The sequence below is a fragment of the Haloarcula sp. Atlit-47R genome, from assembly GCF_003665985.1.
Taxonomy (GTDB): domain Archaea; phylum Halobacteriota; class Halobacteria; order Halobacteriales; family Haloarculaceae; genus Haloarcula; species Haloarcula taiwanensis.
Map to the genome: position 1 here is coordinate 505,404 of NZ_QPLQ01000001.1, position 17,177 is coordinate 522,580.

Here is a 17,177-nt window from a genome sequence, read left to right on the forward strand (position 1 = left end):
AGGAACAGCGGAGACGTACTGTCTCTACCAGTCAAAGAATTCCTGTGCCTCGGTGGGAGATAACGGCGCTTCATAATCTGGATTGTCTGCGCTCAGTGCCCCTGGGTCGCGCCATCGACCCTCGATATTTAGCGGCTCGTCAGTCCAGGAGTTTGTCCCTGGTTTCTGTAACTGGTACTTCCGTTCGCCCGTTCTAGTGTTTTCCCAGCCATGGCCCCCCTGTGAGCCGACGTATGGAACCCAAACACCCGGCGGAGACGGTTCATCGTCTCCGTCAAGACTCTGAACCATCACACCGTCTTCTCGCCGCTTATCGAGATATTTTCGTGGATTGTTTTCATATTCGCGCAGTTCCCCGGCGAACTTACGCTGCCTCGCACGCTTTTGTCTGCGCTTTTTCTCGGCTTTTCGAACGTCTGGCGGCTTGTATTCCTTGCCCTCGCGCCGCGCTTTGCGACGAAGATAGGCCTCTTCTTCGTACTGCTCCTCCTTCTGCATCATCTTCCACTTGCTCGAGAGGTACTGGTTCCATGAACTCATCAACAGGGGGTTAGTGACCAGGCCGTAAGTATATTTCTGATATTTGACAGTTTTTGTAGCACATTTTCCCAAAATGGATTGTAATACCGAGAGCCGATACAGCCCACATGACCTCGAACCAGCCACAAGAGCAGTCACCCGAACGGGCCACTGAGAACACGAAGCTGAAAGAATTCTCGAGCAATACGAACTCACGGGTGCGAACCACTACGTTCGGCGTCATTGCCGGTGACAATGCGGTTTCAGTACGATGAGTGAGTGAATATGCAGGATTGTTTCAGCTTCGGGAAACAGAAGAGGCGAATGAGAGGAAGCGTCAGAACTCGGGATACGATAATCCGTTCGGCCACTGGAATTCGGACTTCGCACGAATCCCCGTCGTGGTTCCCCCACGACCGGGAACCTCGACCTTTTCGCCTAATCCGAGAGTCGCAACCTCATCGATTCGTTCACGAGCGGTCGGTCGGCTCACGTCTAGAATATCCTCCGCCTCGCTCGGTGTGAGCGGCCCCACCCTATCGGGGTCGAGAAGCGCCCGAACGACATCTCGACGTTTCGACGGCATCGTACTCAGGGCGACCCTGCCACACACCTCGACATCTCCGAGTTCGAGTCGGGTGCGGCCGTGAATGAGCGCGTGACCGCGGGCGAGGTCGTGGAGTAGCTTCCCGATTCGCTTTGGGGCCTCGATACTGGCTCTACCGTTTTGAATTGAACCGCGGGCGTGAGCGACAACCCTTGCGAGGCGTTGGAGAGAGGTTTCAACCTCCTTGCTCATCGGTTCGTCAGTCCACGTAACGCTCTCAGCACCATCGTGATAGTTCCACAAGTCTCGTAGGAATTCCTGAACAGCTTCCTGTCCTCGCTCGATTGGTCGGCGTTCGCCCCCGTCAACAACCGAGCGCAACCAGTCGTCCTCGTAGTCCTCATCGGGCCACTCGACGAAAAGAAGGCGCTGGCCGACGTTTCCAATCAATCTCCACGCCCGCGGGCTAAGAGGCGTTGTCGCGCCGATGAAATTGAATCGGATGTCATCGTATCCGGCTTTACCGTGGGTTGCCGTCTGGCGATAGTATCCGTCGCCGTCCATAATCCGCGCCAACTTCCCCCATCGACTACGGATAGTTTGTTCGCTGCCGGTAAAGAGCGTATTAGCGTCCCTCACTGCGAGGGTGCGGCCTTCGAGTTGCGGAAGCAGGTCGTTGTTTCCCGGGTTTCCGTTCGATTTTGAAGACCCTGCACTCACGAACGAGGCCGGCGTGATATCTGAACGACGACAGAATTGCTCGTTGAGCCCTCCAAACGTTTTGAGAAGCATCGTTTTGCCCACGCCCGACTGACCCTCAATCATCATCGCTCGGGACGATTCTATGTCGTCGAGCAGGTGCGTCGCGTGGGTTGCTAAGAGTGGCTTCATCAACGTCCAGCCCTCCTTGCCGAATTCCTCTGAAATGACCTCCCGCACGTCGTAGTACGTCAGAGAAGGCGGGGCTACCAGCTCGTCGGATGCTGCGACCAGATTCACCTCTTCGGGTCTGACTGGCCCACCCCGCGCTCGATTGTGCCGGCGAGCGAACTCTTCGTCTGTGTGACCTCGTAGGGCACGTTGTCGCGCTCGGTCCGCCTCATCGCCCGTGTATGTCGTTCTCGCCGACTCCCGCATTTCCGTGATTCCATCGCCAGTACGTCGTAGTGACCGCTCTCGCATCTCCACCACATCCTCGTCTGAATACGTCGTATTCGCCGACTCGTACATCTCGGCGAGTTCGTCGTTAGAGTGCTCCGAGATGTCCAACGAGAGGACGTTGGAGGGGATTGCACGGTTGCGCTCCCCGAGGTCGCGGCTGAACGGGGCGTCTGTCACGGAGTTTGTTTGCTGTGCGTTTCGTCCGTCGTGGGATTGGGTTTCGGACATTTTCGATACCCTCTGTGAAGCCTTCCAGCGAACCGACCGCCAGCCGACTGAATCTCGTGACTTCACGCCTTAGAGTGAGAGACCACCCCGGATTACACGTACGAGCCAAAAATCCCCCCGCGCTTAGGAAGAAGCCTTGACATGCTAGAGAATAGCACGTCGTATTCTCCACCTCATCGACACACGTTTGAATTGAGTTTTTTACTAGCTACTTACGTAGCTAGCTTTTTTAGCTGTTTACGAAGGAGAGTAGTGACCAAATTAGCTCGGGGTTGAACAACAGATTTCTCTAGCACCTGTCTTCCCCTACGCCGTTAAATAGCTCAAACCTAGTCTAACGCAGATGCTTACAGTCTAAGCAATAGCAGAGCGAAGTCGATGGAACACGGGGACCACAGGTAACGAACGCAAGCGCACCACCTTGCTCTTCGGTCTCCACGAAGTGAACACGAAGACAACGACTCGGACTAGTGCTGAGACAGGTCCCACAGCAAGAAGGAGAATGTCTATTTGAGCGATTTGCGAGATTTCGGAATAGAAAGTCCTCCACCAAACCTACCAGCGTCTTCTCCGAGCGCCGTGGCATGCCTGACTACTGCCAACGGTGTGGTGCGGGGCTTGCCGGCGACGCCTCATACTGCTCCGAGTGTGGTTCCGCAGTTGGAGACGTCCATGAACCAGACACAACCGACAGAGAGACCTCGACAGACGGCGATTCGTGGGACTGGTCTAATCCCCGTGGTCCGTTCCAGTCACCTCGTCGTGCCCTCGGGGCACTGAACGTCTTCGGCTTCCTGTCGTTCTTGATAGCCATCGGTCTCAACGCAGTCGGCCTGCCTATCACTGCGCTCCCGCATCCTTTCGACATAATCCTCTTCATCTACTGGTTTGGGGTGCTCGTCGTCGGACTACCGCTGTGGGGACTCCTGCATGTCACCGATAACGTCCTCGGATTCCTCAAACCGGATTGAGGGACGCTTCCTTTGAGACGAAGCAGACTCCTCGCTCTTGCAGGGCAGGTTCCATCTGTTACATCGTAGGGGCCGGGGTCCCGAACAGGGAGAGCGTTACGCGTCTTGTCGGAGACGCGAAGGTAGGTACACCGATGACCTCTGATTGAGCAATGTGCAGCCGGAAACTGCGATTAGTTTCACTCCACTCGGACAAGCATTATCTGGACACTCAACAAGTACGATGCATGTGGATTGAGGTGCTTCCTGCGGTCGTCATCGAGAATCTGGACGTAATTGCGCTGATACTACTCGGGTTGCTCGTTGAGAAGCAGTACATCAGCCGACCCGCCATCTGGGCGAACGTCGCAGCTATCAATATCCACCTATACGACTACTCGTTCGTCAGCGACTGGCTCACCTGGTACGCGAATATCGGGCTTCTCGTTGCGGGTCTCGCCCTCTACACATACGGATTCGATGAATCACTCCCCGGATGGTATTACACGCTGGCCTGGGCATACTCGTCAATCCCCGTCGCGGCCATAGCATACCTGACGTGGAGCGGTGCGCTCTGAGACAGTTAGAAGACACAACGATTCTCGTTTCCCTCAGACCGAAGACGCTCGTCGTCTCTCCCGGTGCAGAGGATGTCCGATAGAACACATGGACCCACGTCGTCGACCGTCAGACGAACGAGTCTCTTCGCGTCTCTACGAAGTGCTCTGCGAAGGGACACCTGAGTATCGGCATAATCCTCTTCAAACAGCAGTTCGTGACCTTACAGTATGGTCGAAACACCGATAGCGGATATGATGCAAGACCGTCCCAAAGTCATTGACGGTCCTGTACGTCCCGCGGTGGGTCGTTCTATCGAACGATTTGCAGAGGAAAATCCAGAACAGTTCAAGCAGATTCGCGGTAAGATGTTCGAGAAGGGCGGTGAACTGATTATTCGCGGTCTTGAAGAACGACGAGATTAGTCGAGAGTCACACTACAAGTCGAGAGACTTGATGCACTCAAGATATTCCTGCCGAGCGTCGTTCCGGTCGACGCGGGTGTAGACGTCCATCGTTCGGTTGTTCGCGTCTCCCCGAATGTGCTGGAGAATGTGGTCCTTCATCCCCTGGTTGCGCATGAGGGTGGTGAAGACAGTTCGGAACGTATGAGGCGTGAACTTGCGGTGGAAGCGCGTCTCACCCTCATTCATCACGCCTGCCTCAACCGCGGCGTCTCGAACGGCCCGCTGCACCTGCGTTGTATTCACCCGATTCCCCCGGACGCTCAGGAACAGATACTCGGAGTCGTTATCAGGGCGGACGAGTCGATACCGCTTGATGGCGTGCTTCACCTCCTCATCCACGGGCACAACCGTCTGACTACCTCCCTTGCGCTCACGGAGGCGAATGAATCCGTCGTCGAGCATCAGGTCGTCCTGTTCGATTTCGAGCGCCTCACGAATCCGGCAGCCTGTCTTTGCGAGGATGACGGTAATCGCCTTGTTTCGTGGGTCGGCAACGTTGTGGACGATTTTCTTCGCGTTCTCCCACGTCGCGCAGTCGGGACGCTGCCGGTACTTCTGCGGAATCTCTTCGAGGACGACCGCCGCCGGGTTCCCCGTGATGTTCTCGAACCGCGGGCGCTTCATCGCCCACCCGTAGAACGACGAGAGTGATTCGAGGTAGCGGCGCTTCGTGTTCTGCGAAAGGTCACGAGCAGCGAGCTTCCCGACGTAGTCCTCGATGTGGCGCACCTCGACGTCTTCGGGCGCGAGGTCGGGGAACTCCTCGTGAAAGAACGATTTCAGGGTGCGGGAGTAAGCGTTCAGCGTACGACGACTGCGACCCATCGCCTGTTTGCGTTCGATGAAGTCGTTGACCGCGTCGTGCTCGTTCTCGTAAATCTTCTCGCGGGTCTTGCCCGTCATGCCTCGACCACCTCTGCGTCAGCGTCTTCGTGAGCGAGTCGCCAACCGTACCCTTGCTTGTACTCGACCTTGTCTTCTTCCGCGAGGTCGAACAGCTGTTCCTCGACGGCATCCTTGACGATGCCTGTGAGGACGCCACTTCCGGTGACTTCCCGGAGGATGCTTTCGAACTCCTGGTAGCGGTCGGTGAGGAACGCCGTGACGAACTCCTCGTGTTCGATGTCGATTTCTCCCGGCTCGGAGTTGCGAGCGTCTTCGAGGTCGTCCTGCAACTGCTCGACTTGCAGTTGAAGCTCCTCTACCTTCGATTCATTCTGACTGTATGCGAGGAACCCCTCCTGACGAGCGGCACGGGCCTCCTGTATCAGTTCGTAGAGGTACTTTGACCGACTGCCGTAGCCCTGCTCCTCGGCCTCTTCCATCCACTCCTCGGCGTGCTTGCGACTCGGGTAGATGGCGACGTAGGTCGTCTCCTCGGACAAGCCGACCTCGTTCTCCCATTCGGTCTGCTGTGGCTCTTCATCACTCATCGTGTCTCACAACAGACAATTACGGCTGGACGCTCCTAGGCCTATGGATAGCAACGACGGATGTGACGACCGAACGGGCTGCTAATAGCAATCGTCTTTTCGATTCGGATAGCAGTCAGGGTCAATAGTAGCGCCGTCATCCATCTCGATATCTCCGATATCCTTGTAGAACACACAGAGTGCCGATTCCATATCGAACATGGCGCTCGGCATCTCCTTGTCTAATTCCTCAAGGGCAAACTCTTCGAGTAACCGAATACAGTGCTTCGCGGCTTTGTGGTCCAAATCTATCCCGAACACCTCTTTGAATCCCTTTGGCGGGTTGCTGCCGGTATTGAGATATCGGGGACGAATTGTGGCTGGTGTGAACTCCTCGTGCCCATGAACAAACGCTACCACTTCGAGCCAATCATAGCCTGTCAGAGGCCCAAAGTAGCTAACTGATTTGAGTGAGTCCCAGGCGGTTACGAAGGTCTCGTGAGCCGCCTTCTCTTCTTCGTCTATATCACTCTGATACTGCTCGAGTACCTCGAAAAATTCCTCAAATGACGCGACAGGCTGACTGGCAACGGTGAGTGAATCCAGGGAGCGAAGTGACTCCTTCACCCGAGAGGCGTTGACCTTCCTGTGGGAATGGCGTGTGTCATATTCCGAGAAATCATCCAACTCATCCGACTCGGCTGCTTCGATAGCATCTGCCATTGACTCGATTCCATGAACATCGATAAGGGCCCTTGGTGTGTCTCTGGTCCAGCCTCCGGCGATGTACGCAAACGTAGCGAAATAAGCGATTTCCGAATCTAAGGGATAATCTCGGTCATCGAGCCAATCAGCAAGAGTCGAAAAGTGCTCTGCCTCAAACAGGTCGATATCCTTTGCGTAGTACGCGAATTTGGAACCTTGAGGGGCGTCACGAAGCGTGCTGTAATTGCGAGGACTAGTCATGAATATATCAGGCCAAGAAACACCTCCATATTGAATCTAATCCTGAGCAAGTTCTCGAAACCAACTATCTGCGGCACAATCTCTTGGACGGCCCAGACGTTTTTGAGACGGCTATCTGTATGTCGTTGCATGCCGAATCCACTCTTCTCGACCTACACGCAGGGCGAGAATCGGGTTACATCAACGGTCATCGCCGTTCTTGAACACGTCAACAACCAGTTAGCCGAAGATATTCTGGAAGCGTTGACCGACGAATCCGACCTGTCGCTCGTCTCGTTCGATAATCAAGTGACAGGCGTCGACTCGGTTCCCGATGCTGCAATCAAGAGTTCAACCGCTCTCTGGTTCGAGACGAAGACGAGTCGCGACGCTGTGGACAAGGAACAACTCGAGAACCATCTTCATGCACTCAACGAGGACGAGGCGGAATTGCAGCGCCTCATTGTCCTGACTCCTGATGCTCGACTGCCTGATGAAGTGGCCGAAATCGAAGACGAACGTATCGTGTGGGCCAACTTCGACTCGCTCATTGACACCATCGAGACGGTGCTGGAACGAGACGTAGGGAACGCCGAGGCGAGTATGTCCGTCCCAACCGAACGTGAAGCGTTCCTTCTGCGCGAACTCAGTCGCTTTCTCTACGACGAAGACCTCGTCAGCGGAAAAGAGGACCGCGTACTGGTCGTCGCGGCTCGCAAGGCATGGCCCGAATATCAAGAGCACGGGCTATACTTCTGCCAGGCGAATCGGTCGTTCAAGCCTGTCGACCACCTCGCGTTCTACACCGACGCTGAAATCAAAACAGCAGTCCCGTCAGTAACGGATGCCATCGAGAGCATCGAACTCACCGAGGAGACAGTGCGAAATCACCCTGACCTCTCGCAGTCGCAGCGCGAACAACTGCTTGATGCAGTGACGCAGTTTCGCAAAGAGGGGTCCGAACGATACGGTGAAACGGAGAAAGTCATCTTCCTGCGTGATGGTATCGAACTCAACCGCCCGGTTAAGAACGACAAGACAGCGAGTGATTCTGACCGCACGGTTGCCTTTGTCCAGGGACACCGCTACGTCTCATTCTCGAAGCTTCGGAATAGCCCCGAGTACACAACCGAATTAGAGGATTCCGACTAACTACCACGCTATGACGGAGTCGTACCGTTGATGGCGTTCTCAAGAAGGTTCAGAAATCCGCTATCGTACCGCTCGTCTACGTGATTCACGTTCCAAAGACCCGATTCTCGTATCGCCCGACTCTGGCTGTGCCGACCGAGCCATCCTCCTCCTCGTGGGTCAATCGTTTGCTTGTCGAAGTTGCTGAGGAGGGCGATAACATTTTGTTCGAGGTACGCTCGGTCGCTGTCGGCACTCGGTTCGTCGTCGAGATTCACCCAGAGGAACGGCTGTTCGCGGATGTAGGTGCTCACCCGTCGTTCGAGGATGTATTCCTCGTCACGAACCTCTGACCGCTCACGGTCGATGCTTGACCAGCGTTTGTCCCAGTCGGGATAGTCGTAGTGGAGGTCGTGCTTCTCAATGATGGCTTCGCCGACACGCTTGCGATACACAGAGCCGCGGTGAGCGCCCCCGTGAGGATGGTTGGAACTCCCGCTGCCCGTTCCGTAGTGTTGTTTCAGCCTATCCCAGAGCGACGTGCTGCTCCCCGCAGACACCGCGTGTGTCCCGACGCGGGTAACGCGCAAGTGGTCAGTCGAGGCGCGTGTTTCGCCCGGTTCGAGGAAGAAATAGACGCCGCGGTCGGGCCAGTCCATGTACCCAGTGCAGTTCTTGAGTTTCCGTGTACCGCCGACTCGTTGCTCAAGGTTGTCGAGTAACCTATAGAAGCGGTCGAGGTCGTCCTGACGAGCCATTCTTACAGGATTCCTCTCATTCACGCATAAAGAGTTTCACCACTCGGTGCAACGGCTTCGAGTAGAACGCCGGATGGACATCCTCGTAATCTCACCGTGTTCCAAAGACAAACGATACGACCCCGTTCTCGACTGTGAGGCGGTGGACGAGCACTCGCGCGAGGAATTAGTGCAGGAACACAGCGAGCAAACCACGACTGCGGCAGACATGTATACTGGTCGTGAACACCAGCACGTCGAAGAGGCAGTCACTCATCTCCGTGAGGTTGCAGACGTCGACTGGCACATCATTTCCGCGGGATTTGGACTGCTACGTGACAGGACCGAAATTCCGTCCTATGAGTGCGGTTTCAGCGACATCGAATCCGTTCGAACGAGGGCCAAGCGAACGGGATACGATATTGATGACCTGACGAACGACGAGACGATTCAGGCAGTCGGCCGCGAGAAGGGAATACCTCAGGCGTTCAGTGATGTACTGAGCCGAGAGTATGACTTGCTGTTCGTCGTCCTGAGTGAGCCATATCTTCTGTCAGTGGCGGATGTGCTCACCGAGATACCAGAGCAAACGACAGCATTCGCTTTCGCCTCAAACGGGAGTAAGCAGTTCATTGGTGATTGCATCTGGATTCCCGCCACAGAAACGGAACGACAAGCCCTCGAAACGACGTGGATGGAGCTTCGAGGCAAACGATTCCGTGAGATAGCGAAAATATTAGATGCAGAACCACTTAACGAGATGCGAAATTTTGCAGGAGATGAATTCTCAGAGGTCGACCGAGTTTGAACCGGGTACTTTCCCGCGTTGTGTAGGGTTGTAAGTGTCGACGCTGGTTGAGGTTTATAATGTGGGGGTGTATTCTCGCATTATATGGAAGCACGGTTCCGACAGATTCGTAGCCTCTTCGGTAAACGCGGCGTGAAATTCGAAGTCCCACCGTATCAGAGGGGATACGAGTGGGAACGAAAGCATATCGAGGACTTGTGGTTGGACCTCCAACGAATTGATGACCAAGTTGACCAGCACTTCCTCGGGAGTATTATTCTACTTGAGAAGGAATCCGGGAGTCTCTTCGAGATTGTTGACGGACAGCAGCGGATGGTGACAATTTCGATAATCATGATGGCTATTCGTGACGCCCCGAACGTCGGGGATAGCGAGGACATGCGAATAGACGATATATTGAATTCGTATCCTGCAAATGAAGCAGTTCGACGATTACACCTGTCTGACGAAACCGCCGACGAAAGCTTCGAGCATCTCTGGAACGGCGATGTAGACGAAGCGGAAGGGCGCATCCGAGAGGCGTATGAATTCTATTCTGACCGAGTAAGTGAGCTGAGTGAGAACGAGCTTCACCGGTTGATGGATAATATTGTAAAGTATCTGCGAGTCGTCGAAACCGTATCGAGAGATGCGAGTCTCGCATATACCGTATTCCAGTCACAGAATGACCGGGGGAAGGAGGTCTCGCCTCAAATACTGGCGAAAGCCCGTATTCACGGTGCTGCGGAAGACTTAGACAACGAGGCAGACCGGCAGCAAGTAATCGGACGCTGGGACCACATCTATCGGCTTCTTGAGGACAACTTGGGTGGCCCCCGATTCCAGAGCGACCTCCGGGTTCGACGCCCGATGACCCAGATTCTCATCAATTCAGACTCGCCTACTCCGACTCAAATCGATAAAGGTGCATTATACCGGAATTTCGAGGAAGTGCTGAACAGCTATGATAGTGTAGTTGAATTCGTTGAGTGGTTCCAAGACCAGGTGGATATTTACTTAGAAATCAGTAGCAACAGCTACGATATCTCCGGACGCGATATTCCGGACGACGCTATTCGACACCTGCAATATCTAAATTCCGCGTCAACCCATTCTGAGGTTCTTTCTCTTGCTATCTATAATAGCGTAGATGAGGATATTCTGCTGAAAGAGTATTTCCGGCTTGCATCTATTCTCGGAGTGCGGATGGAGATGGGCGGAACCTCATCAGCAAACACTCGTGATGCAATATACAACACCGCCAGAGAGATTCGAGAAACGGACGACCCGAATGATATCCGTGGCGTCCTACGGGCTGCAATTGACTCAAGAACACCAACCGATGCCGAAATCATCGAACACCTCAAAGCAAACCAACTGAATATCCGCGGCTCCTGGCGATTTAGGACGCTTTTGAAGCTCGTGAGTATTGAGGAAGAACGTAGAGGGCCACTCAGAATGGAGTTAGGTAATCTGGACATCGAACATATTGCCCCGAGGAACACGTTTGGTAACAGTAAATACGCTCGCTGGCGCCGGAATCTCTCGGATGAGGAGTTCGACGAGAGGAAGGATAAGCTCGGCAATTTGACTCTCCTGCTCCCGAACGACCATTCGAGTCTCGACGAGACATCGTTCGATGATAAAAAGAATACATACCGTAACTCGGATGTCAAAATTGCGGAGGAAGTTGCTGATTATGATGAGTGGACGGATGACCAGATAGAGGAGCGTACCGAGCGGTTAGCGCAGGAACTAATCGAACGATGGTCCATCTGATGCATCTCAGTATCTAATAGAGATGGTCATCGGATAATTCGTAGAAGCAGTTGAGGTCGTCGCCATATGCCACATCCTCGCATCTTATTCCCGCAATAGGCCTCCATCCACAGTCAGTCGATTGACGATGACTGATAGTCGTTGGAAGGATTCGACGCTCATCGGTTGGTTCACCATGGTCACGGCAAGACTTATTTTCTGTCAGCCTGACTATTAGGTGTCTCCCAATGAAAACCAGGCGGAGACTGGAGAGTTCAAATGAGTTCTGGAGAGGCAGCCACAGGTACGAGTAGCGACGCAGCCAAACCACTGGGGAAGGGTAAACCGGGAATTAGTCGAGAGTACCCTGTAACGGGTGTCGTCAACCGGGTGAAAGTCCCCAATGTGAATGAGCGAGACGCTGTTCTATCCGACCCATCGATTGAGACGGTGATGCTGTCAATTGACTCTGTACGTAGGCTGGTCCACTATCACGAGGAAACCGCAGGGACATACTTTCGGGATGACCAGACAGTTATCACCACCACAACTACTCACGATGATACACTCAGACGGCTGGAATGGGCCACAGAGTTAGATTTAGTCCGTAGATTCGGACCGGACTATCACATTCCGACCGAGTATTCGGTTTACCAAACTATGTCCCGTTCCCAGCAGGCGGAGGCTATAGATGACTGTATGGAGGGGACGGAATGGATGGCGAATATGCTGACAAACCACTCGACGGAGGTCTTGGTTCAGGCTAAAGGCTGGCTGCCTTGGCAGTTCAAACGATGTCTACCGACGATGAGGAGGTTGGATACTGACTTCGTCGTGTTCTACGCGACAGGCTATAAGAACAGAGTCTACGAATTAAAAGACGACTTGAGCACGCTCGTTTCCGAAATGAGGCCCTCCGGCATTCTCCTAATCGGAAAACAGTCCGGTCGATTCCTCAGCAAGGCAATACCCGAAGTGGTCAGTGCTGCGGGTGGACGGTGGAGATGGGAATCTGGTCTAGTTGGAGAGGGGCACGACCCGAAAGCGCACAGCAAATGGAAATCAAGGATAGAGAAGGAACTCTCGTGCGGACAAGCAATACTCGACTCATACGACTCGACCGAGGTGAATGAAGATGGGTAACAAGTACACGCCTACGAGTACAGGAGATAGTGGCAGCAGCCCTCGACAGGGAACACGCAAACCGAGCGGAAGTGGTGGCGGTGCAGGAACCACAACGGACAGGCGTCAAGACTACGCAATATTCGTCTCTCACTCTTGGGATTACGACCAGGAGTATGCACGGTTAGTTCGTCTGTTAGAGGAGGCAAGCCGCTTCGATTTCAGGAACTACAGCGTTCCTGAACAAGAGCAATTCGACACGGAAAGTGACGAAGAGTTAGAAAATGCCCTACGAGAGAAGCAAATCAAACCTTCATCGGTAGTGGTTGTTCTGGCGGGCCTGTACTCGACACATAGCAAATGGATTGGAAAAGAAATCCGTATCGCTAAGGAGGAAGGGAAGCCCATTCTCGGCGTGAAGCCGTGGGGGAATGACCGAACCTCAAACTACGTTGAGCAGCACGCTGACGAAATGGTGAGTTGGAATACTGATTCAATCGTAGACGCAATACGCGACTTAGCACCATGAGAGGCGGTCGATTCAGAGGCCTCGAAAGAAAGACGGCAATACCACGAGTGAGATAGAGTATGGATTTGCCGAACCGGCCGGGGCGAACCTGGCAGGATATTCGCCACAACGTCCTCATCAACAATTCTATTGAGTGGGTTCAGCAGGATGAGGTTCCGCCCATACCGCCTGACCTTGATGCACACACGGATGTTCTTCCTGGTGTCAGAGTTCACCACCGGAGCTGGGCCAGCGGGGATGATATCGCCGTGTGGGAACCTGGGAATACTAACATCTATTTCGTCACGCGATATGAAGTCGTAAAGCAACTCCTCAATAGCAAGGACGATATCCCACAGGGAGTAATCACGGTACTACTTCTCGCTGGAGGTGCTGTCGTCGTCAAGTTCCTATGGGATATTCTACAAAGCCTCACCGATAGCAACACTGGCGCTGCTTCCAGCAGTTCCGGGAGTACCGTTCAGACGCGTCCACGTCCCGATAACCGTCAGTATAACATCTTCATCAGCCATGCGTGGGACTACAATGACGAATACGAGCGCGTTGTCGACTTTCTCGATGATTTCGACGAGTTAGAATGGCAGAACCACAGTGTTCCCTTGGATGACCCGCTAGATACGGTTAACGATGCTCACTTACGGTCCCGACTGCGGGACCAGATACGTACCACTGCCGTTGTCCTCGTGCTTGCGGGGATGTATAGCGCACACCGTGAATGGATTCAGAACGAGATTGAACTAGCAAACGAGTTCGATAAACCAATTGTAGGGATTCGACCTCACGGTTCCGAGCAGACCCCGAACGTAGTCGAAGACGCAGCGGTCGAGATGGTCGGCTGGCGGCAGAAATCAATCGTAGGGGCGATTGTTGAGCACGCGGTATAATCGTACGCGCTCCTATTCACCCGTGTAGTCCCAATACTTCTGAGTCGGACTTTTCCCCTTGAGAACAAGGACAGCGTAGACAGCCCAGATGACGGTGAGAAGACCGACACTCCACCAGTAGTAACGCAACTCTCCGAGAAGTGAGAGTCCCCCGTAGAGGAACAGAACCGCATAGAAGAATCCGAACACACGGGGCCACCAGACCTCGACGGTGGTGTGTTTGATGTAGACATCTGGTTCGTCACCCTGCTTGAGGCGGTCCCACTCCATCTGAAATGGGTCATACGGGAGGTCTTCAGCTATCTGCCAGAGGACACGATACTTTCCGCTATTCAATTGTTTGTACGAGAGAATGTGGAACGTCCATAAGACACAGAACGGGAGACCGATTGCACCGATGAAGAGGATTCCAATGGGCGTGATGAACCCGAGCTTGCCCCCAATTCCGGCCACCCCTAGAAGCGCAATAAGGAGACGCAGATAGAAACGGTTGTTCTTGAGACGGCGATTGCTCACTTGGTGAGTCGATTGTCCGTAGAATTTCCACTGTTCCAGGGCGGGATTTTGCCCGATATCGGGGGCTGCCGTCTCGTTACTTTCCTCTGTCTCGTCATCGCTCATGGAGACATATCACGGATAGATTCGACGATAGAGTCGGTATTCCACCCGACCATCTGGTCTGCATGCCGTTCAACGTAATTGGATGTACTGTCACTCCCCCATGGCTCAACACCCAGGATAGGCTTGTCTTCGTCCTCAGCAATCCGTATTTCCCGACCAATCCAGTCACTGTAGGACGAATATAGCCCTGCGAGGGCGATAACAACAGATGCAGGTTTAATCTGCCCTTCTCGAAGTTCTTCCTCTAGCTCCTCATCTGTATCTGCGTCAATCGAATCCTCTTCGGGAACACTATAATTCGTATATTCGAAATGATTTGCCTCGTCAAGGAGGTCTGTCAAGTTCTCATATTCATCGCTGTAATCCCAGGAGTGGGAGACGAATAGACGGTATTCTGTTCGTCTGTCGTCGCTGCTAAGGGTAACCGTTTCTATGTTCAATGAATCGTCCGACATAATCCGAGCAAGACAGCCCACTTGTATAGTAGCTTCCCCACGGTTTGAGGCCGTGAGTGAGGTCATTCTGTCCGCGGTTTTAATTTAGAAGCCCACACTGGTTGTGGCTGATGAAACAGAACGTGTTCGTGAGCAAGCCAAATGGCTTGAATGACCGTCAGGAACGATTCTGGGAGGCTATTGAGGCAACCGTGGAAGCACGAAACATGAATATTCGGTCTATCGGCTATTCCGATTACTCATTCAAAACTCCGCTTCAGAAGGTTCGAGAGGTGATGAGAGAATGTGACGGCGCAATCATTCTGGGGTTTCAGCAGAAACGAGTGAAAGAAGGCGAAAATAGAGAGGGGGAACCTCTTGCCGAGCATTACTTACCGACACCTTGGAACCAGCTGGAAGCCGGTATGGCGTATATGCTGGACCATCCGATGCTGATAATCCTTGAAACGGGCGTAACAGACGAAGGAATTTTTGATGCAGAGAGTAGCGATAGGTATATTCTCCAAACGGACTGCTCGGTGGAGTGGCTAGAATCGGATGAGTTTCTGGGCCCGCTCAACGAATGGCGGGAAGTCATGCTATCTCAGCGTGAATGAGACCCACGGCGAGTCTAAAGTACGTGCGAACCTTGATACTTCGAGGTTCGGAACAGTTCCGATAATATGGTTGAGCGAGCGTTCATGGTTCGCGCCGGGAATGACAACGAGTTAGTCGAGGAATTCGAGTCTCGTTCTCTGGTCGCGGTCGGATGGGAAGAGTTGGGGGATGTTTCTGATGTCCGGTCATACGAGGAGATGAAGGCCCGATTCAATTCGACCGACGAGTATTCCGAGCACAATAGTCGGCGTATCGCCCAGAATGCGGGGCAGGTGAATCGATTTGCGCTGGAGATGGAGGTGGGGCATCTGGTTCTGAGTTACGACAAGACGGAGCGCGAGTATCTCATCGGCGAGGTCACGAGCGGGTACGAGTGGAAACCAAGCGACCACCCACCGGGATATCCGCACGTCAGGCGTGTCGAATGGGAGGATACGGTTTCCCGTGACGAGTTCACGACCTCGACGAAGAACACGCTCGGAAGCACGCTGACAGTGTTCTCGCTTGACGACTGCATTGATGAAATCACGGGCGTTCTAAGCGGGGAGACACCCGATGAGAGCGAGGACGAGGAGGACACCGTACCATTCGTCGATGAGGTGGAGAACCAGGCAGACGAACTCATCTCCGACATTCTGGCGAACATGGACCCATTCGTCTTCGAGGAGTTGGTCGCCGCAGTCCTACGAGCGATGGGATACCACGCGAAGAAGACACGGGACAGCCAAGACCGAGGCATTGACGTGGTCGCTCATCCAGACTCGTTAGGGTTCGAATCGCCGTACATCAAGGCGCAGGTCAAGCGCCAACAGAAGAAAGTCGGCTCCCCGGATATGAGAGCATTCACCGGAACACTCGGAAACGGCGAACGAGGTCTGTTCGTTTCGACTGGTGGCTACACAAGTGAGGCACAGGACGCTGCACGGAACGCCGAACAGCGGGTCACGCTCATCGACCGGGACGAGTTCATTGACCTCCTGATTCAACACTACGACGACCTCGAATCCGAGTACCAAGCAACGGTCCCGTTGAAGCGGGTCTACATCCCTTCGCAGGACCCTCCGCTCGAAGAGTAAACGCCCCTGTGACGATGGAAGCAGTGTCTACAATCGTTGAAGAGGATATTCGATGCTATTATCCGAACTACAATCAGGTTTCAACATATGCCGGAACAACTCTCTCTGAAACAACTATACCAGTACACGTTCGCAACCAATGAACGGATAGCAAAAGAGGAGTCTGGGCTGTCACTCGATGAAGAACCCGACAAGTTCACCGCCTTCTATCACCGTGACCGTGGTGGAGTGGAAAAGCCGGTCTTAGTTCAAGACGTGAACGAGATTATCGAAGAATCCCAGTGGAGTCCGTTATTAGACGAGGGGTTTGTGCGGGTTGCTCATCTCCTTGAAGATTCTAACTCTATCCCAGTTGGTGAAAGAGAGGACGGGAAAATCTTCGAACTCTCATACGGTTCGGATGGCCCGGTCGTCGGCGACCGTGTGCAAATTCAGGAGCGGCAAGAATAGCACGTCACTATTGACGACGATTACGAGGCCCCCAAGTAGTAGAATAGAGTGAACGGTTTACGGATTGAGCGGCGTCTATAGCCGCGCTAAACACATTCACTATGGATAGATTGTGAGTCGTGAGTGCCGAGGCTCTTGCTCCAACTGGTAGCTGTAGCCGACGACCGTTTGCCACGGGTATCTCTGTGGTTCGGTTGCGACTGACATGATCTGGATCTGGGACGACAGCGACTGCGATGACTC

At 53.7% G+C, this 17,177-nt stretch carries 20 protein-coding genes; 12 read left to right on the forward strand and 8 right to left on the reverse strand.

Translation table 11 applies throughout. The annotated features are described in order from the left end of the window. Nucleotides 1-24 precede the first annotated feature (24 nt). Both DVK00_RS02595 and DVK00_RS02600 read right to left on the reverse strand, forming a co-directional pair. Nucleotides 25-540 (reverse strand): hypothetical protein, encoded by a 516-nt coding sequence (locus DVK00_RS02595; protein WP_121577181.1) that lies wholly within the window; start codon nucleotides 538-540, stop codon nucleotides 25-27. Between the two features lie 316 nt (nucleotides 541-856). After that, nucleotides 857-2,455: a hypothetical protein gene (locus DVK00_RS02600; protein ID WP_121577182.1), complete on the reverse strand. Its 1,599-nt coding sequence runs from the start codon at nucleotides 2,453-2,455 to the stop codon at nucleotides 857-859. Between the two features lie 584 nt (nucleotides 2,456-3,039). Between DVK00_RS02600 and DVK00_RS02605 the strand changes: the two genes are divergently transcribed. The 3 genes from DVK00_RS02605 to DVK00_RS02615 all read left to right on the forward strand — a co-directional run bounded on the left by DVK00_RS02605 (nucleotide 3,040) and on the right by DVK00_RS02615 (nucleotide 4,388). Continuing rightward, nucleotides 3,040-3,426 carry a zinc ribbon domain-containing protein gene (locus DVK00_RS02605; protein ID WP_121577183.1) on the forward strand — a complete coding sequence of 129 codons (387 nt, stop codon included), beginning with the start codon at nucleotides 3,040-3,042 and terminating at the stop codon, nucleotides 3,424-3,426. 227 nt (nucleotides 3,427-3,653) lie between these two features. Next, entirely contained in the window at nucleotides 3,654-3,983 is a 330-nt protein-coding gene (locus DVK00_RS02610; RefSeq protein WP_121577184.1) for a hypothetical protein, read from the forward strand. Between the two features lie 210 nt (nucleotides 3,984-4,193). Further along, a complete protein-coding gene (locus DVK00_RS02615) occupies nucleotides 4,194-4,388 on the forward strand; it encodes a hypothetical protein (protein ID WP_121577185.1) in 195 nt (64 codons plus the stop codon). A gap of 12 nt (nucleotides 4,389-4,400) precedes the next feature. Here the strand turns inward: DVK00_RS02615 and DVK00_RS02620 are convergent, their stop codons facing one another. The 3 genes from DVK00_RS02620 to DVK00_RS02630 form a co-directional block, all read right to left on the reverse strand. Next, on the reverse strand, nucleotides 4,401-5,333 hold the full coding sequence (locus tag DVK00_RS02620; RefSeq protein ID WP_121577186.1) for a tyrosine-type recombinase/integrase: 933 nt from the start codon (nucleotides 5,331-5,333) through the stop codon (nucleotides 4,401-4,403). Next, complete coding sequence (locus DVK00_RS02625) at nucleotides 5,330-5,863, reverse strand: hypothetical protein (protein WP_121577187.1); 534 nt, start codon at nucleotides 5,861-5,863, stop codon at nucleotides 5,330-5,332. Before DVK00_RS02625 ends, DVK00_RS02620 begins: the two co-directional genes overlap by 4 nt. A gap of 81 nt (nucleotides 5,864-5,944) precedes the next feature. Further along, the gene (locus tag DVK00_RS02630) at nucleotides 5,945-6,808 is read right to left on the reverse strand and encodes a hypothetical protein (protein ID WP_121577188.1); all 864 of its coding nucleotides are present in this window, start codon (nucleotides 6,806-6,808) and stop codon (nucleotides 5,945-5,947) included. Nucleotides 6,809-6,937: 129 nt separating this feature from the next. Here DVK00_RS02630 and DVK00_RS02635 point away from each other — a divergent pair, with 129 nt between their 5' ends. Further along, nucleotides 6,938-7,939: a hypothetical protein gene (locus tag DVK00_RS02635; RefSeq protein ID WP_121577189.1), complete on the forward strand. Its 1,002-nt coding sequence runs from the start codon at nucleotides 6,938-6,940 to the stop codon at nucleotides 7,937-7,939. 8 nt (nucleotides 7,940-7,947) lie between these two features. On the opposite strand, the gene DVK00_RS02640 is transcribed toward DVK00_RS02635, so the two are convergent. Next, entirely contained in the window at nucleotides 7,948-8,676 is a 729-nt protein-coding gene (locus DVK00_RS02640; RefSeq protein ID WP_121577190.1) for a hypothetical protein, read from the reverse strand. Between the two features lie 73 nt (nucleotides 8,677-8,749). Between DVK00_RS02640 and DVK00_RS02645 the strand changes: the two genes are divergently transcribed. From DVK00_RS02645 to DVK00_RS21950, 5 genes are all read left to right on the forward strand, one after another. After that, nucleotides 8,750-9,463, forward strand: coding sequence for a hypothetical protein (locus DVK00_RS02645; RefSeq protein ID WP_121577191.1), 714 nt, complete (start codon nucleotides 8,750-8,752; stop codon nucleotides 9,461-9,463). Nucleotides 9,464-9,547: 84 nt separating this feature from the next. Further along, the gene (locus DVK00_RS02650; RefSeq protein ID WP_121577192.1) at nucleotides 9,548-11,221 is read left to right on the forward strand and encodes a DUF262 domain-containing protein; all 1,674 of its coding nucleotides are present in this window, start codon (nucleotides 9,548-9,550) and stop codon (nucleotides 11,219-11,221) included. A gap of 258 nt (nucleotides 11,222-11,479) precedes the next feature. Further along, nucleotides 11,480-12,343: a hypothetical protein gene (locus DVK00_RS02655; protein WP_147435862.1), complete on the forward strand. Its 864-nt coding sequence runs from the start codon at nucleotides 11,480-11,482 to the stop codon at nucleotides 12,341-12,343. Then, nucleotides 12,336-12,851 carry a TIR domain-containing protein gene (locus tag DVK00_RS02660; protein WP_121577518.1) on the forward strand — a complete coding sequence of 172 codons (516 nt, stop codon included), beginning with the start codon at nucleotides 12,336-12,338 and terminating at the stop codon, nucleotides 12,849-12,851. Before DVK00_RS02655 ends, DVK00_RS02660 begins: the two co-directional genes overlap by 8 nt. A 59-nt stretch (nucleotides 12,852-12,910) precedes the next feature. Beyond that, on the forward strand, nucleotides 12,911-13,735 hold the full coding sequence (locus DVK00_RS21950; RefSeq protein ID WP_233560747.1) for a TIR domain-containing protein: 825 nt from the start codon (nucleotides 12,911-12,913) through the stop codon (nucleotides 13,733-13,735). A 12-nt stretch (nucleotides 13,736-13,747) separates the two neighbouring features. Here the strand turns inward: DVK00_RS21950 and DVK00_RS02670 are convergent, their stop codons facing one another. Both DVK00_RS02670 and DVK00_RS02675 read right to left on the reverse strand, forming a co-directional pair. Continuing rightward, nucleotides 13,748-14,356 carry a hypothetical protein gene (locus tag DVK00_RS02670; RefSeq protein ID WP_121577194.1) on the reverse strand — a complete coding sequence of 203 codons (609 nt, stop codon included), beginning with the start codon at nucleotides 14,354-14,356 and terminating at the stop codon, nucleotides 13,748-13,750. Beyond that, a complete protein-coding gene (locus tag DVK00_RS02675) occupies nucleotides 14,353-14,811 on the reverse strand; it encodes a TIR domain-containing protein (protein ID WP_121577195.1) in 459 nt (152 codons plus the stop codon). The genes DVK00_RS02670 and DVK00_RS02675 overlap by 4 nt, the downstream gene beginning before the upstream one ends. Nucleotides 14,812-14,921: 110 nt before the next feature. Here DVK00_RS02675 and DVK00_RS02680 point away from each other — a divergent pair, with 110 nt between their 5' ends. The 3 genes from DVK00_RS02680 (at nucleotide 14,922) to DVK00_RS02690 (ending at nucleotide 16,934) form a co-directional block, all read left to right on the forward strand. After that, nucleotides 14,922-15,407: a hypothetical protein gene (locus DVK00_RS02680; RefSeq protein WP_121577196.1), complete on the forward strand. Its 486-nt coding sequence runs from the start codon at nucleotides 14,922-14,924 to the stop codon at nucleotides 15,405-15,407. A 66-nt stretch (nucleotides 15,408-15,473) separates the two neighbouring features. Beyond that, the gene (locus DVK00_RS02685; protein WP_121577197.1) at nucleotides 15,474-16,484 is read left to right on the forward strand and encodes a restriction endonuclease; all 1,011 of its coding nucleotides are present in this window, start codon (nucleotides 15,474-15,476) and stop codon (nucleotides 16,482-16,484) included. A gap of 87 nt (nucleotides 16,485-16,571) precedes the next feature. Continuing rightward, nucleotides 16,572-16,934: a hypothetical protein gene (locus DVK00_RS02690; protein ID WP_121577198.1), complete on the forward strand. Its 363-nt coding sequence runs from the start codon at nucleotides 16,572-16,574 to the stop codon at nucleotides 16,932-16,934. The last annotated feature ends 243 nt before the right edge of the window (nucleotides 16,935-17,177 follow it).